Annotated in this window: 14 protein-coding genes; 3 read left to right on the top strand and 11 right to left on the bottom strand. The window is 62.8% G+C overall.

The genetic code is table 11. The features are described 5' to 3' along the window. The first annotated feature begins 1 nt into the window (after position 1). Complete coding sequence (locus IPM16_20740) at positions 2-1,225, top strand: MFS transporter (protein ID MBK9125533.1); 1,224 nt, start codon at positions 2-4, stop codon at positions 1,223-1,225. A 113-nt stretch (positions 1,226-1,338) separates the two neighbouring features. Here IPM16_20740 and IPM16_20735 read toward each other — a convergent pair whose 3' ends face one another. The 8 genes from IPM16_20735 to IPM16_20700 form a co-directional block, all read right to left on the bottom strand. Beyond that, a complete protein-coding gene (locus IPM16_20735) occupies positions 1,339-1,659 on the bottom strand; it encodes a type II toxin-antitoxin system VapC family toxin (GenBank protein ID MBK9125532.1) in 321 nt (106 codons plus the stop codon). Then, positions 1,656-1,898, bottom strand: a complete 243-nt coding sequence (locus IPM16_20730) for a hypothetical protein (GenBank protein MBK9125531.1) — start codon at positions 1,896-1,898, stop codon at positions 1,656-1,658. The genes IPM16_20735 and IPM16_20730 overlap by 4 nt, the downstream gene beginning before the upstream one ends. Positions 1,899-1,968: 70 nt before the next feature. Further along, on the bottom strand, positions 1,969-3,228 hold the full coding sequence (locus tag IPM16_20725) for a DUF1501 domain-containing protein (protein ID MBK9125530.1): 1,260 nt from the start codon (positions 3,226-3,228) through the stop codon (positions 1,969-1,971). Between the two features lie 12 nt (positions 3,229-3,240). Further along, positions 3,241-4,680, bottom strand: coding sequence for a DUF1800 domain-containing protein (locus tag IPM16_20720; GenBank protein MBK9125529.1), 1,440 nt, complete (start codon positions 4,678-4,680; stop codon positions 3,241-3,243). Positions 4,681-5,069: 389 nt separating this feature from the next. Beyond that, positions 5,070-7,043, bottom strand: coding sequence for a hypothetical protein (locus IPM16_20715; GenBank protein ID MBK9125528.1), 1,974 nt, complete (start codon positions 7,041-7,043; stop codon positions 5,070-5,072). Positions 7,044-7,391: 348 nt separating this feature from the next. After that, positions 7,392-8,189, bottom strand: a complete 798-nt coding sequence (locus IPM16_20710; GenBank protein MBK9125527.1) for a hypothetical protein — start codon at positions 8,187-8,189, stop codon at positions 7,392-7,394. Positions 8,190-8,605: 416 nt separating this feature from the next. Beyond that, positions 8,606-9,034, bottom strand: a complete 429-nt coding sequence (locus IPM16_20705; protein MBK9125526.1) for a hypothetical protein — start codon at positions 9,032-9,034, stop codon at positions 8,606-8,608. Further along, entirely contained in the window at positions 9,004-9,522 is a 519-nt protein-coding gene (locus IPM16_20700) for a hypothetical protein (GenBank protein ID MBK9125525.1), read from the bottom strand. Before IPM16_20700 ends, IPM16_20705 begins: the two co-directional genes overlap by 31 nt. Positions 9,523-10,069: 547 nt before the next feature. On the opposite strand from IPM16_20700, the gene clpB reads away from it, so the two are divergent. Together clpB and IPM16_20690 are read left to right on the top strand one after the other, a co-directional pair. After that, the gene (gene clpB / locus IPM16_20695) at positions 10,070-12,661 is read left to right on the top strand and encodes an ATP-dependent chaperone ClpB (protein ID MBK9125524.1); all 2,592 of its coding nucleotides are present in this window, start codon (positions 10,070-10,072) and stop codon (positions 12,659-12,661) included. A gap of 308 nt (positions 12,662-12,969) precedes the next feature. Next, positions 12,970-13,665: a hypothetical protein gene (locus tag IPM16_20690; GenBank protein MBK9125523.1), complete on the top strand. Its 696-nt coding sequence runs from the start codon at positions 12,970-12,972 to the stop codon at positions 13,663-13,665. Between the two features lie 141 nt (positions 13,666-13,806). On the opposite strand, the gene IPM16_20685 is transcribed toward IPM16_20690, so the two are convergent. The 3 genes from IPM16_20685 to IPM16_20675 all read right to left on the bottom strand — a co-directional run bounded on the left by IPM16_20685 (position 13,807) and on the right by IPM16_20675 (position 16,528). Continuing rightward, positions 13,807-14,640, bottom strand: a complete 834-nt coding sequence (locus tag IPM16_20685) for an alpha/beta fold hydrolase (protein MBK9125522.1) — start codon at positions 14,638-14,640, stop codon at positions 13,807-13,809. A 138-nt stretch (positions 14,641-14,778) separates the two neighbouring features. Further along, entirely contained in the window at positions 14,779-15,990 is a 1,212-nt protein-coding gene (locus IPM16_20680; protein MBK9125521.1) for a hypothetical protein, read from the bottom strand. Positions 15,991-16,303: 313 nt separating this feature from the next. After that, the gene (locus IPM16_20675; GenBank protein ID MBK9125520.1) at positions 16,304-16,528 is read right to left on the bottom strand and encodes a hypothetical protein; all 225 of its coding nucleotides are present in this window, start codon (positions 16,526-16,528) and stop codon (positions 16,304-16,306) included. Positions 16,529-16,587: the final 59 nt, after the last annotated feature.

Genomic DNA, 16,587 nt, shown 5'->3' with positions numbered 1-16,587 from the left:
GATGACGGCGCTGCAACCACGCGACACGCGCAAGTGGCGCACGCTGCTGCTGCTTGCGCTGGCCGAACTGCTGGCGATGTCGGTATGGTTCTCGGCCTCGGCGGTGGTGCCAGCCCTCACGGCGGAATGGAACCTCGATGACAACGGGCGCGCATGGCTCACGATGTCCGTGCAAATCGGCTTCGTGATCGGCGCGTTCGGATCGGCGCTGCTCACATTGGCCGACCGCGTGCCGGCAAAACGGCTGTTCACGATAGGCGCGTTCGCCGCGGCGCTGGCGACGGCCCTGATTCCACTGGTGGCGACCGGGCTTGAAGTTGCGATCGTCCTGCGCCTCGTCACCGGAATCTGTCTCGCTGGCGTGTATCCGGTCGGCATGAAGATCATGGCGACGTGGACGACCAAAGACCGCGGGCTGGGGATTGGCCTGCTGGTCGGCGCGCTCACGGTCGGGTCGGCCATGCCGCACCTGCTCAACGCGTTTGGGGGCATCGGCGACTGGCACAGCGTGCTGTATCTCGCCGCAGGATCGGCTGCGCTGGGCGGGTTGATCGGCTATCTGCTGATCGAGGAGGGCCCGCACAAGACCCAGTCGCCACCGTTTCGCTGGTCGCATGTCGGCAGCATCTTCCGCGACCGGCACGTCATGCTGGCGAACGCCGGCTACCTCGGCCACATGTGGGAGTTGTACGCGATGTGGACGTGGATCGGGGCGTTCTTGGCGGCCAGCTTCGCGGTCACGAGTGACGATCCGCGTCTCGCCAGCGTGTTGACCTTCGCGATCATCGGCGCAGGCGGCGTAGGCAGTCTGCTCGCCGGCGTGCTGGCCGACCGCATGGGCCGGACGACGGTGACGATCGCCTCGCTGGTCATCAGCGGGACGTGCTGCGTGGTGATCGGTTTCCTGTTCGGCAGCAGTCCGCTGCTGCTGGCGTTCGTCGGGCTGATCTGGGGCTTCGCGATCGTGGCCGACTCGGCGCAGTTTTCGGCGTCGGTGAGCGAACTGGCAGACCGCCAGCTGACCGGGACGGCGCTCACGCTGCAAACGAGTATGGGGTTCCTGCTCACGCTCGCCTCGATCCGGTTGATCCCGCCGCTGGAGGCCGCAATCGGGTGGCCGTGGGCGTTCGCGGCGCTGGCGATCGGGCCGGTGCTGGGCGCGCTGGCGATGCTCGTGCTCAGGCGGTCGCCGGCATCGGCGCGTCTCGCCAGCGGGAATCGGTAGGGCTATGTTTCCGCTCCAAGCCAACGCAACCAGGTAAAGTCTTCCTTCAGGCTATTGAACAACCGTTCATCTGCAGTCCAGAACGGGGCGTTGAGCCGGCGTGCGAGGGCTACTTACTGAGTGTCATATGCCCGCGGCCGATTGTAGGCTTCAGCGAGGTCGTATGCATCCAACAAGAGATCGTTGTCGTCGTAGACAGTGACCGGAAACGCCAGTAGCTTCGCCAAATGTCGTCTTCCTTGTTCGTGGGAGACTCGACCCACGAAGACGACTTTACGAACCACCGCGGTAATCTCGGCGCGGAACAGCAGCGGAACGGCAACTTGTTCGCGCTGTCTGTGCCAGCCCAGGAGGAGCTGTTGTGCTCTGCGACACAAGGGTTCGTCACCCAAGGCGAACGCCAAGAAGACGTTCGCGTCGGCGACGACGGTCATTCGTCATCCCCGTCACGAAGTTCTCGCAGGAGTTCGACCACGTTGACGGTTGCCATCTGTCTGGTTTCGTTCCGTATCGATTCGACGTCGTCCATCCACGCTGTGAAGTCGAACACCTCCTCCGCCGATGACGCGCGTTCGGCGGCGATCTCGTGGTCGATAAGCGCTAGCACACGCTTCTTTGCGGCAGGGCGCAAACGATGAAACAGTTCCAAGAGATGATGGTCGACAGTGCTCATGATGATCTCCTCGATCTCGCAGTTATTGTACAGCCATTTAATGAGAAGACGTGACCATGAGCAGGCGCTACTACGCGCCGAACAGCCCGACGCGTTCGGCGGTGAAGTTCGGGAACACGTCGGTCAGCGCGTCGTTCTTGAGGCGCTGACCGACGACTTCGGCCAGCACGCTGCGGTAGTCGATCGTCACCTGCAAGTCGCCACGGTCGAGGTGCCCCTCGCCGAGGCCGGGCCAGCGTGCTACAACCGGCACGCTCGCCGCCAGATCGCCGTTCATCAGCAGCATGGCGCCGCCGTGCCCGTGATCGGTTCCGCCGCTGGCGTTCTCCTCCAAACGGCGGCCAAACTCGCTCATCACCACGACCGTCACGCGGCCCAGCTCCGGCCCGAGGTCGTCGCGGAACGCCGCCAATCCCTCGGCCAACTGCGCCATCAGGCGCGCCTGCAGCCCTTCGGCCCCGCCCTGCAGCGCGTGCGTATCCCACCCACCAAGGTCGATGCACGCAGCCTCCAGCCCAACCTGCGCGCGGATCAGCGCGGCGGTCTGACGCAGCGCCTGACCGAACTCGTCCTCGGGGTACACCGCGCCGTGATCCGGCACGTAGTCCGCATAACCGACCGCCTGCACGAGGTCGATCGCCTGCGCCGTCGACTCGGCTGCCGCGGCCAGCGAGCCGCCGTCGATGGCGTAGATCGACCGCAGCGAGTCGAGCATGGTAAAGGCCAGCGCGGTATCGCCGGCGAGGTGGAAGTCGATGATTGACTGCATCGCGACGACTGACGGCCCTCCGGTCAGCGCCTGCTGTACCGCCGCACCCCATCCGACCGCACGCACCGGCGACGGCGACTCGGGCGCCAGCGATGCCAGATGCCGCCCGACCCAGCCCGAAGTCAGCGTGTATTCGCCCGGCGAGCCGCGCTCCATGAAGTCCATCGCCTCGAAGTGCGAGCGCGTATCGTGCGGCGAGCCGGTCGCATGAATCGCCGCAAGGTGCCCCTCGCGAAAAGCGGGCAGCAGCGGCGCCAGCGCCGGATGCAGCCCGAAGAAGCCGTCGAGATCGAGCACGCGGAGCGCCTCGCCGGCGGCATCCGGGCGTGGGATGGCAAGTCGCGGACGGGCGGCATAGTAGGCGGCCTCGCCATGCGGAACGACCATGTTGAGTGTGTCGGCGCCTCCGCGCAGGAACACCACGACCAGCACGTCGCCGCGCGGGTCGTTGTACGGCTGTGCGAAGGCAAGACGCGGCATCCAGCTGGGCAGCGACGAGGCAAGCGCCGCTAGAGTGCTGGCTTTCAGAAAATCGCGGCGTGAAAGTCGGCTTGTCATCATCGTGACCCTCGTCTACACGGACTGGAACGGCGGCGCCATCAGCATCAGCGCCAGCACGGCAAACATCTTGGTGTCTTCACCGCCCTCGACCTCCTGAGCCGCGGTACGCAGAACGTCCAGCTCGGCGCCATCAAGCGCACGCCCGTACAGCAGATCGGCCGCGCGGTTGAGAATGCCGTCGAAGCCGCCGGTGTCGGGCAAGAGAATCCGGGTGGCGAGCGCCTCGTAATCCGGCGCGCCCTGACGCCCGCCCACCAGCGCGGCCATGACCGTGTTCCAGCGCGGCAGAAGGTTGCTCGTCCAGTAGGCGCTGTGATCGGGATAGCCGTTGGGCGCCGGCCAGTTGAACGGGATGTGCCCCATGGTGGACAACAGCCCGATCAGCGTGCGGACGAATGGGCCGGTCGCACCGACCTCGAACATCACCGCGCGCATGACGGCCACGGTGTACTCGAAGGGCCGGCGCAGTTTGGGGGGCGCGCTGCGGAATTCTTCGGAGGTGAAGATCGTTCGCAGCACGGCGCGGATATCGCCATTCGTCGCGAGGAACTCACTGGCGGCGCGGTCGACCAGCGCGGCGGGCGGATCGTCCGCGACGAAGCGCCGCACCAGCTTGGTCGCCAGATGACGCGCAGTCGACGGGTGGCGCGCCAGCAGATCGAGGAGCGCCTCACCCTCGGCCTCGCCACTGCCCTCGAGCGTGACGCCTAACACGGTCTTGGTGCCGCGGTCGTGTAGGCTGGGCCGGAAGCGGAACACGCCTTCGGCATCGTCACGGCGTGCCGGCAGGCCGTCGATCGACCAGCCCGTGAGCACGCGCGCCGTCTCCTGAATGTCAGCCTCGGTGTATCCGCCGTCGACGCCGAGCGTGTGCAATTCAAGCAGCTCGCGGGCGTAGTTTTCGTTGGGCGCAACCGCCACACTCTGCGCGTTATCGAGGTAGATCAGCATCGCCGGGCTGTGCGCCGACGCCCCGAGCAGATCGCGGAAATTCCCGAGCGCGTGCGCCCGCGCCACGTGGATGTCGTCGTGCGGCTTGAAGTACACGACTGGCCCCTTGTTGACGAATACGTGAACGTGGTCGCCCCAGAACTGCACCATGCGCTCGTACACCTGTGCCGGCGATTTCATCGCGCGCAGGGCCGCCGCGCCCACCAACGCCTGAATGATCGGGCCACGGCGGGTACCGACCTCTTCGTACAACGTCGCGGGGGCACCGCTCGCTTTCGGGAACAGGTCGGCGACCTCGTTCTCGACCGGTCCAGTGTCGAGCTGCTCGGGGTGCAGCTGTTCTTCAATGTAAGCGTCGACTCCGACACTGCGCACGTAGTCGAGCAGCTCCGGCGTCGGGCCGAACGTGAGCCGGTTGATGACGTGCATGGCCGGGTCGCGCTCTGCGGTGGGGGTTGGGGCGAACACGGCGCTCAGCCCCAGAAACGTGCGCCTATCCATCGCTGGCCTCCGTTCGCTGTCGTTTACCCACCTTATGCAGACGGTGTTGTAAAAGTGTTACGGGGGTGTAAGAAGTTGGGAGAAGTTGTCAGCGGTCAGTTTCCAGTTGTCAGGAGTCGGAAGTCAGAGACACCAAGCTCCGTTTCGGCGTACAGGCATCAGAACAGCCATCCTATTCCTCCAGCCCGCAGGGCTTTGATCGTATTAGCAGGGCGTTTCAACGCTCGGCGGGCGGAGTCATGCCAATGCATTGGGGGTGGCGAGAGATCGATGTTCTACAGGACAGGGCGACCGATCGGTCGCCCCTACGAATCGGTGAGGAGGGATGGTGGGCGACCCGCGGGCCGCCCTTCCCTTTGGCCTTTCCCCCTTGCCGCTTTACCCTCTCTCTAATTCCCGCCGCGAAAGCCGTCAGGCGCGGTTGGCGGCGGCAGCACACCTGCGTCAACCGAACGCGGGCCGATGTTCTCGGCCACCGATAGGTACACGCGGTCGATTGTCATCTTGCCGACCAAGCTCTTGTACTTGATCTTGGCTTTGATCGACTCGAGGTCCGGGTCGACCAGCGCAACGACGACCTCCTCGGTAAGTACGTCGTTGCCCTTGCCGTCAAACGTCAATTTGGCCTTGTCGGGACTGATGTTCGGGTCGTCATACGTGACCTTGATCTGCAGGACAACCGATGCTGTAAGCGCCCCGAAACCCTGCCCGTACAGCTTGAGCCCGTCGAGCGAAGTCAGCACTAGAGAGCCGATCGGTACGTCCTGCGAGAACTCCGCAGCTTCGCCCGGACCGCCTTTGAACACCAGCGCGCAGTTGCCCCACGGTGTCACCGCCTTGGTCGGCTTGTTGCACTTGCGCTTGTCGCCCGTCAGGTTCTTGCCGACCCAGATGTATGGTGACGACGCGTCGATGCCCGGCACCTCGAACCCGCCGTTGATGATCAGGTTACCGGCGTAGTCGGTCGGGTGCGCCGTATAGAGGCAGTCGGTCAGATCCGTGATAAAGGTTTGTCCGATCGAAATGAGATTCGGCGTTCCGGTGTACGGCCAGCAATCCGGCCCCTCCACAATGGCGAAATTGTCCTCGATACGCGATCCCTGCACCACGATGTCATGGCTCTGCATGGCGAGCCCGCCACCGCTGCCGGACAAGCTGTCCAACGACTCCGCGACATTGTTGGTGATCGCGACGTTGCTGAGCACGAGGTACTGAGCGAAGTTGAAGATGCCCCCGCCACGGGTGTAGGCGCGGTTATTTTGAATCACCGAGTTGTTGATCTGGGCGGACGTGTTGGCTGTTCCAATCGCCAGCGCCCCACCCCTGTCACCCGTATTGCCAGTGAATGTGCTTTCGGTGATGTGCACATCAGAGGCAAGCACACGCACCGCACCGCCTTCTCCGCTGCCCACCGAATTGCCGGTCGCTGTGACGTTCGACAGGCTCAAGCTGCCGCCGGAGGGCGTCGTAACACTGATTGCACCGCCGCTGTTCGTGGCAGCATTGCCATCAAACGACGAGTGGGCGACGATGACCGCGACATTGATGTTCGCTGTGGAGACCTGCACACCGCCGCCAAACGTCGACGTGTTGTCGACGAACGTGCTGTTGCTGATGATCACGTCGGCGTCTACCGGCACGCTGCCGAGGTTGACCCCGCCGCCGATATTCGCCGAGAACATACTGTTCAGGATGACGAGGTTGTAGCCAATCACGCCGCCGGACATGCGCAGTGCCCCGGCATTGTTGGTCGACGTATTGCCAGTGAACACCGACGAATCTACCGTTACGTCAAGCGGGCCGTCTTCCAACGGATCGGGCTGAACGGCCACGGCGCCGCCCGCGTTCGACGAGTTGGTTTCGAACAGCGCGTTGTACACGATGATGTTGCCGTCGCCGGTCGCATTCATGACCGCGCCCGGGGCGGCCGGTGAGGTGAAACCGATCACAGTCAGATTGAACAGGCCGAACTGGTCGTCATCGAGCGTGACGTTCAGCATGCGGAAACTGCCGCCGGTCGACGTGACGATCGCGCCGCTGCGCGTTTCACCGACGAGATAGACGGATTTGTCGACCGTGGCTATTTCGGAGCCGAGAATGTAGGTTCCATCGGGGATGGAGATGGATGCGGCTTCGGTTGTATTAACGCAGTGAAGGAGTGCCTCGCGGAGCGAAATCCCGGTACCGCCCCCGCATGAACCGTCGTTTTCGTCCGCTGTAGTCGTGACGGCGACCGAGACGAATCGCGTGTCCTGCGCGTATTCGGGCGGGACATAGTAGGGAACGGCGAACGGTGGTGGCTGAGCCAACGACGAGGCGAAACAAACAAGAACGGCTGCGATGGTGAATAAGACGCGATGCATGGAATTGACTCCCGTGCAAATAGGACGTTAATCGCATTAAAGCACAGGTTTATGGATCGCGCTGAGGTGGTGGAAGCTGTCAGATGGCAGGGGTCAGGAGTCAGACGTCAGGCAGCGGAAACAGGATTCTTTACGGCACGCGGACATCACCGCCGACTGGTAGGGACAGCGCGTAAGCTATCCTGGGTGCAAGAAGGCGGAGATGGTGGGCGACCCGGCGGGTTGCCCCTACGAGACGGTTGGAGCGTGGGTGGCGGGCGCAGCGTGCTGCGCCCCTACGAACGTGCAGAGCGGTGGATGAGTGGGCGACCCGACGGGTCGCCCACCCCTTTTCCCTTACCCCTGTCCCTAGTTCCCGCCGCGGAAGCCGTCGGGCGCGGCTGGTGGTGGCAGCGGGCCGGACTCCAGCCCGCGCGGTGCAGCAAGCGAGCGTGTGAGGTACACCCGGTCGACCATCATCTTGCCTGACGGACTCTTGTGCTTGACCTTCACCGTAAGCTGGGTGAGATCGCCGTCCGTCAGCGCCAACGCATTCACGTCTTCGACCGCGACTGCGCTGCCTTGCAGCACGAGCTTCGCCTTGGTGGCCGCCAGCAGCGGATCGGCGTAGGTCGCCTTTGCCTGCACCACGACCGATCCCGCCGGCCCACCCCAGCCCATCGCGTACAGTTCGAGCACTTCGCCGGCGCTGAAGGTGTGCGTCAGCAGGTCGACATCTTGCGTGAACTGCGCCGATTCACCCGGCCCGCCTTTGAACACCAGCGCGCAGCGTCCGTAGTCGGTGAACGTCTTGGCCGACGTATTGCACTTGCGCTTGTCGCCGGTGAGATTGACCGGTGTCCACGCATCGGGCACAGCCGGATCGCCGGCAGCGAACTCGAATCCGCCGTTGTCGAGCAGGTTGTCGATACGATCGGTCGGGTGCGCGACATAGTTGCAGCCGGACGTATCGGAAATCGCGTTCCCGCCGAGGGAGATGAGGGAGCCTCCTACGCTGAGGCACCCGACATGCGCAGCGTAATTCTGTTCTATCAGTGAGTCCTGAACGGAAGCCACTTGCTCAGACTTAGGCGCAAGCCTTCCAGCAGATCCGCTAAGGCCGTCATCCGACTCGGCACGGTTTCCGACGACCGTTACTTCCGTCAAGTAGATACTACCGGGGGATAACACGCACATCCCCCCATAAACCTTGGCTCGATTGTCTTTTGCTTCTGTTCGTGCCACGGTCGCCGAATAGCTCGCACTAACGTGAAATGCACCACAGTAATCGGCTTCATTCCCGTCGAAGTAACTGTCGGAAACACTGACTCGACCGGCAAACACATCCATCGCGCCAGCAAGGCCAGTGTATGTGCCATACAGGACATTCTGCGTGCCTTGAACACCGTCGATCGTCACGCTACCGGCATGCGCTGTAATGGACACTGCTCCCGCGTAGACTACAGATTGATTGCCGATAAACGAACTGTCTCGTATGAGTATCGATGCAAATGGCAACACGCTGACTTGAATCGCCCCACCCATCGTGTTGTCGAGAAACGCCGACCCCTCAACCGACATTGTCAATCGTCCGAAGTCGAAGCCAAGAACCAGAATCGCTCCTCCACCAGCTCGATTCCTCTTAAAACGATTCTCACACGACGAAACGAGGTGGGTAGTATGCTGGGATCTGTTGTTACCGTGAGGATGCCGCCACCCACGCTGTCGCTGCCGTTGTCAATAAAGCGACTTGCCGAAACCGTCAGGCTCGACGCCACTGGACCCGAAAAGAAGCTGATAGCACTGCCCAGATTTGACTCAAACAGGCTGTTTGTTACTACGATCTGGGATTGTTCACCGGGCACAATGCTCAGTGCAGCGGATGTCCCATTACCCACAAACTCAGTCCGATTTATTGATGCGTGCAGTAGACCACCGCCACTACTCGCGACATACATTGCGGCGCCGTCGTAGCCGCTATTCATGCCGTAGTAGATGTTGTAGCTGTCCAACGGCTGCCACCAACAATGTAGAGTGATCCCCCTGCCTCGCTACCGCTGTTGCCATGCAAAAACGCTAAATTGAATAGACCGAACTCGTATCCAGTGGACATCACTTTCAAATGCCGGTGGTCATTGGCGGCGGTCGTGATGATCGTGCCGTCGCGCGACTCGCCGATCAGTCGGATCGCTCTGTCAGTCACCGCAATTTCAGATGTCAGGGAGTATGTGCCATCAGGGATATAGACAACGGCTGACGTCGCAACCTGCGCGCAGTACACTATCGCCTCGCGCAGGGAAATGCCCGTGCCGCCGCCACAGATGCCGTCGTCCTCGTCGGCGGTCGTCGTCACGAAGTACGACGCCGCGCGCGCGTCAATCGCGTACTCCGGCGGGACGTAGTACGGGACGGTGGGCAGTTCTGGCAGCGGCAGCGGTTGGGCGGACGCGGTGAACATGCCGATCAGGAGCGACACACAGACAAGCGCGATTCGGGCCACGCAACACCTCGTTAGACTTACGACATGACGCCATTAGACCACGCCTCGAGTTCGCCGTGTGTTAAGTCGGCGGCAGGACGCGACCTTCTCACGGCGGAGCGCCGAACGATCCATACATTCGTCGTACCCGTCACATGACACCCGTCACCCTGCAGCCTGCCGCGCCTGTCAGATTCTGCCTTCTCTCACGACAGCATTCGGGACAAGGCGACCTTGTCCCTACCAAAACACGAGGCGTGGATGGGCGGGCGACCCGGCGGGTCGCCCCTACAAACCCCTCTGTGTGCTTTGCGATCTCTGTGTCCTCTGTGCCCGCTCTTTGTCGGTACAGAGCGGCGGCGGATAGGTGGGCGACCGATCGGTCGCCCCTACGAAACGGCAAGGCGGCGGGCGACCCGGCGGGTTGCCCCCACTGACCACTGATAACTGACATCTGACCACTTCCCCAAAATTCCTACCGAATGTTGATACTCGTCCGGTATGCTTAGGACAGAGTCAATGTCAGGCCCGCGCGGACTTCACTGCGCGGCAGAAGGAACAACCGAACATGGATATGAATCGATACACCACCCGCGCGCAGCAAGCTCTCGTGCGGGCACAACAGATCACGGTGGAGAACGGCAACCCGCAGCTCGAACCGCTGCATGTGCTCGCCGCGCTGCTTACACAGAAGGACGGCGTCGTGCCGGAGGTCGTTGCCAAGATCGGCGCACGCCCGCAGGCCGTGCTCGCCGACACCGACGCGGCCATCGACCGCCTGCCAAGCATGTCGGGCGGCAACGCCCAACCCCCGCTCAGCCGCCAGACGGTCGACCTGCTCGCCGACAGCGAGAAGATCGCCAAGCGCATGAGCGACGAGTACGTCAGCACCGAGCACCTGCTGCTGGCGCTCACGCATCGCCCGCCCGCCGCCGACATCCTCGCCCGGCATCAGATCGACGAAAACGCGGTCTTGCAGGCGCTCTCCAGCATCCGCGGATCGCAGCGCGTGACCTCGGCCGATCCGGAGGAGACGTACCAGAGCCTCGAAAAGTACGGCCGGGATCTGACCGCGCTGGCGCGTCAGGGCAAGCTCGACCCGGTGATCGGCCGCGACGAGGAGATTCGCCGCGTCGTGCACATCATCAGCCGGCGCACCAAGAACAACCCGGTGCTGATCGGCGAGGCCGGCGTCGGCAAGACAGCGATTGTCGAGGGGTTGGCCCAGCGCATCGCCAACGGCGACGTGCCCGAAAGCCTGCGCGACAAGCGTCTGATCGCGCTCGACCTCGGCGCGCTGGTGGCCGGCGCCAAGTTCCGCGGCGAGTTCGAGGAGCGGCTGAAGGCCGTGCTCAAGGAGATCGCCGACAGCGACGGCAAGGTGATCCTGTTCATCGACGAGCTGCACACGATCGTCGGCGCAGGCGCGGCCGAAGGTGCGATGGACGCCGGCAACATGCTCAAGCCAATGCTGGCGCGCGGCGAACTGCGCATGGTCGGCGCGACGACGCTGGACGAATACCGCAAGCACATCGAGAAGGACGCCGCGCTCGAACGCCGTTTCCAGACCGTGTTCGTGGACGAGCCGAGCGTGGAGGACACGATCAGCATCCTGCGCGGCCTGAAGGAGCGCTACGAGGTGCATCACGGCGTGCGCGTGCAGGACAGCGCGGTGATCGCCGCGGCGACGCTCAGCCAGCGCTACATCCCCGACCGCCAGCTTCCCGACAAGGCCATCGACCTGATCGACGAGGCCGCGGCCAATCTCAAAATGGAGATCGAGAGCCGCCCGGTCGAGGTCGACAAGGTCGAGCGCCAGATCATGCAGCTGGAGATCGAACGCGAGGCGCTCAAGAAGGAACGCGATCAGGCCAGCCGTCAACGCCTCGGCGATTTGGAGGGCGAGCTGGCGAATCTGCGCGAAGGATTGCAGGCGCTTAACGCGCGTTGGCAGAAAGAACGCGACGCCATCGGGCGCATCCGCGACGCCAAGAGCAAGCTGGAGGAAGCGCGCATCGAACTGGAACGCGCCGAACGCCGCAGCGATCTGGAAGCCGCCGCCCGCCTGCGCTATGGCACGATCCCCGAGCTGGAGCGCGGTATCGAACAGGCCGAAGACTCGATCGAGCAGATGCGCCATGACGGCAGCACGATGCTCAAGGAAGAGGTTGACGCCGACGAGATCGCCAACGTCGTCTCGCGCTGGACGGGCGTGCCGGTGTCACGCCTGTTGGAAGGCGAGATCGAGAAGCTGCTCAAGATGGAAGACCGCCTGCACGAGCGCGTGATCGGTCAAGACGAAGCGGTGCGCGCGGTGTCGTCCGCTGTGCGACGCAGTCGTGCCGGCCTGCAAGACCCGAACCGGCCGATCGGCGCGTTCCTGTTCCTCGGCCCGACCGGCGTCGGCAAGACCGAGATGGCGCGCAGCCTCGCCGCGCTGATGTTCGACGACGAGAACGCCATGGTGCGCATCGACATGAGCGAATACGGCGAACGGCACACGGTCGCCCGCTTGATCGGCGCACCGCCGGGGTATGTCGGGTATGAAGAAGGCGGCCAATTGACCGAAGCCGTCCGCCGCCGCCCGTACTCGGTCGTGCTGTTCGACGAGATCGAAAAGGCGCACCCCGAGGTGTTCAACGTCTTCCTGCAGGTGTTCGACGACGGGCGCCTGACCGACGGGCAGGGCCGCACGGTCAACTTCACCAACACGGTGATCATCATGACCAGCAACGTGGGCAGCGACGTCCTCAAGCACGAAGGCACCGGCGAGGAGGCGCGCCGCAAGGTACTGAACCTGCTCGACCGCCAGTTCCGGCCGGAGTTCCTGAACCGTCTGGACGACATCATCCTGTTCCACGCGCTCAGCCGCGAGGACATCGCGCGGATCGTGGACATCCAGCTTAGCCGCTTGCAGCGGCTGCTCGCGCAGCGGCGGATCACGATCGAACTGCTGCCGGCGGCCCGCGAGCTGCTGGCGAATCAGGGCTATGATCCGGCGTTCGGCGCGCGTCCGCTGAAGCGCGCAATCCAGCGGCTTGTGCAGGACCCGATGGCGACGGCGATTCTCGAAGGCCGCGTGATGGACGGCGATCACGTCGTGATCGACAGCGACGGCACACACCTGACGTTCCACCCGGTCGAGGTCATCGAGGCGTAACGGAAGTGATGCGTAATGGGTGCCGAGTGCTGAGGAAAAGCGGGCACAGAGCACACGGAGATCACGGAGCACACAGAGGGGTTGGAGGGGCGACCGATCGGTCGCCCTTCGTCCACCGGCTCACCGTTACGCAGGGGTGACCGATCGGTCGCCCAGATATGCGCCCAACCAGAGTCACCGGACGCACGTTCGTGCCGGGAACGGGGCAATTCTTTGCGAGAGCAGATGGTGTGGATCTCAGGAAAGAACTTCGATGTCTTACGTTGCGGCATAGTCTGATCGCACGCGACCACAAGGATTATCCGCATATGGAGATCGAACTCACACGCTTTGTCTCAGGCGGCTACTTCATAACCCGAGAGGGTAATCCCGGCTGGGAACAACTCAAGGAACTGCTACCCGACCGGCTCATCAGCTTGTCAAGCCATATTTGTCCACAGTTCAGCGTCAGCTGGGGATGGATAACAGGCAACAGGCAGGCGGCCCTCGATTTTGGCGTGCGCGCGAGCCAGATCGACGAGTTCGTTGCGTGGTGTGGCACAGATTATCGAGAGGATATGGACATCTGGAGCATGTTCTACTCCCCGGTGGCGGCGAATCGCTTCATCAATCGATTTATCGAGGATCGACAGGGCCTGCATATCGTTGGAGCAGGGCTTCCGCTGGAGCTCGAAGTCGCCAATTGGCGCTGGCCTGGAGAGAGTGAAGGAATTGAAAAACGTGTAGAGCAACGATTGCCTATGGCCGAAGGAGGACGCACGCTCGGTTTTGAACTTCTCAGGTTCTCCCATAACAATTTTGACTGTTCTTGGTTGTGCACGTACCTCCATCAAGATATGCACCGCCTGTTTGGCATCGTCCCCGGTGAATTCGGACTCATTCAACGAGAAGTGGAAGCGCAGACGGTCTACGCGTGGATTGCCGAGGATGAGCGCAAGAGGCATGCCGACCCCATCATCTATGATTACTGGTTGCTGGTCGATTACCCGCTGGACCACGCCTAACGCCAAGCGCGGGGCACAGCATCTTCCACAGCAGCGTGCCACAATAATGCCTTCACCCAAATGCCACGTCCAGCATGATGTGCCTGTCGCCTGACCGCCCGCCAATCCGCAAAGGCGACCGATCGGTCGCCCCCGCGCTGCTCATGCCTCGGTCGCGCCTACCATCACATCCGCCAACCGTGTGAAGATGGGGAGGAACACCTCGTCCGGCAGGAAATGCGTCTGATCTTCGAGGTAGATCGGCGCGCAGGCCGGCAGCAAAGCCGCCAGATGATACGCCACCGAAATGGGGACAAGCGGATCGGCGTCACCGTGCCACAGATAGACGGGCATGGCGATCTGCGGCAGATCGAATCCCCACGGACGCCGATGGGCCGCCATGTCGTCTACGATGCCGATCACGCCCTGCCGGTACGCCTCGTAGAACGAGGCGATAATCATGTCGCGCGACTGTGTAAGCGCCGGCCGATCCCGCTCTGCAGCACCTGCGATCAGTTCGTCGACCAGCCCTTCCGGATCCCTGCGTGCGCGCTCGGCAACCGGACGGTAGCTCGTCTCAAGCGCGGCGCGATCGAACGGTTCGCCGTCAGTTGTCGGGCCGATGCTACTGATCAACCCGACACACGTCACGCGGTCGGGCGACTGCGCCGCGACGGCCAGCGCATAGGGCCCCCCGCCCGACACGCCGGCAGTGCCAAACCGATCAATCCCCAACGACTCCGCCAGTTCGACGGCGTCGCATGCGACATCAAGGAGCGCATAGCCCGGGAGCGGATCGGAGCGTCCGTATCCGGGCCGCTCAGGCACGATGATGCGGAGGCCTACGCGCCGGGCGTGCGTATCGAGGCTCGCAAGCTGGACGTGCGAGCCGGGGGTCGCGTGGAAGAATAGGAGTGGACGGCCATTCGGCGTCCCGTACTCGGCATAGCCCAGACGGCGTCCCTCTCGCAACATGAATATCGCGGGATCTGACATGAATGCACCTCTCGCTCAAACTGAAATTGGTACCTGCTATCAATCCTATGCGTGATCGGCTTTGTGATATCGCACGGACTGCGCGCTATCCCCCGCCCGGCGTCAACCGAGCGGGGGCTTGTACATTGGCCGATATGCCTAGAATCCGACCGCTTCATACGTGATGCCGGGGAAGCTCACCGCATCCGGCGCGAGCGCCACGCGTGCGGCTTCATCGCCTTTCAGCTCCGCGAGCAGGAAGGCCGTGGCGAAGTGCTTCACGTATGTACGCGCTGCTGCCATATCCCATGCCGCGTCAAAGCAGAACGGGAACTGACCATCAATCCAGAACTGCGGGCAATTTCCATAGATCGTGTGACCCGCGCCTTCAAACGCCACGAGCGCCTTATCCGTTGACGAGACTTCGCGATAAGCGTTGATCACTGTCCCGAACGGATCGTCGGCGGTACCCATGAGCGTCATCGAAGGGACAGTCACGGCCGCGTATCCATCGACGCCAAAGGCCATCGACCAGCCCGGCGCCATATCGATCACGGCGTCAATGCGCGAATCGGCGAAGGACGGCCAAAGACCTTCAGCGTCCGGATCGAAACCGAGAATACCAGCGATCTGCGCCGTGTAGTCCAACAGTCGACACGGCTCGTCCCGGCCGGGCTCTTGACACCACTCCGTCATTGCCGCGACATCAAACCGGGCACCGGCAAGCAGCAATGCGGTATTGCCGCCCAACGACCAGCCGGCAATCGCGACGTTCTCCATGTCGATCATCCCCTCGAATGCCTCGCCCGGCGCGGCCAGCTGCGCGGCAAGATCAAGCTCACCGGCGACATCTTGCACGCGATACGCGACAGCCAGAGCGTACGGTTCGATCGCCTCGGGCGGGTTCACAATCCCGTCGATAAATGCCGACCCGATGTGCTCGGCTGCCATCACGACGAAGCCGTACGATGCCAACTGCTCTTGAAGATATGCCGTGAAGAACCGGCTCGTGATGTTGCTGTGCGAGTAGATCACGAGGGGATAGGGGCCGTTGCCTGCGTCGGGAGCCGCATTTGCGATAGCACTGCCCGGGAAGAAGACCATCCCGTCCGGCATGTCTGGGAGGATGGCCCTTAGCCCCGTGTCATACATGATTTCTTCTGGCAATCCGTCGGGGCTAAGCGCCGGATACCAGACCGTGACCGGAACCGGGCGCTCGGAGTCGGCGTTCATCAAAAACTCCATCGCGCCGACCGTATATGGACCGCGCTCGGCATAGGTTGTCGCATCTTGCGCGGCCAGCGGGGTCACCGCTAACTGCGCGACGATGATCATGAAACCAACTAGACGCACGAACACAACCCTAGACATCGTGAACTCCTTCTACGCATGTCACGCTGGAGCTAACCGCTGTTCGCTGCTCGCGCTGCGCGGTGTGAAGCTCCGGAGAATCAAAAACGCCAGCGCTATCTCACGGGGGTGAGAAACCGACTGGCGTATATCACGGCGTTCAATGCCCATAGCCACGCAGCGCTTTGGCGTGATGCGGCGCTTACATCAATCGTACACCCGATTCGCGTCAATCAGGGCGAGCTCTCAATGTCGAGTGTCTATCTGCGAGACATAGTCGGGCCAAACGCCCCCGCGCCGGATCGGGTGTCCGATCCGGCGCGAGGGTTCGACGTTAGTGCACCGGGCCAAACCGCCGGCCAACACTAATGTCGATGGGTTCGGGTTTCCGGCCCTCAATCCACCGTCCGATGCGTACGATCAAATGGCCTAGCACGCACAATGCGCGCGGGCGCTGTGGATCGCACAGCGTCTGCAGGACGACGCGCTCCTTGTCGGCGCGCCGCACCTTTAGCGTTTGGAAGGCTTTCACCTCGGCCGGGTCATGTCTGACTAACATGGTGTGCCTCCTTCTCTCTCGAGGCATCGCCGATAACTCGCGTCGCCGATGCAACGCCG

Source organism: Candidatus Flexicrinis affinis, from assembly GCA_016716525.1.
Taxonomy (GTDB): Bacteria; Chloroflexota; Anaerolineae; order Aggregatilineales; family Phototrophicaceae; genus Flexicrinis; species Flexicrinis affinis.
Note: the sequence above shows the minus strand (reverse complement) of the source record. Positions and strands in the feature narration are given on the sequence as shown.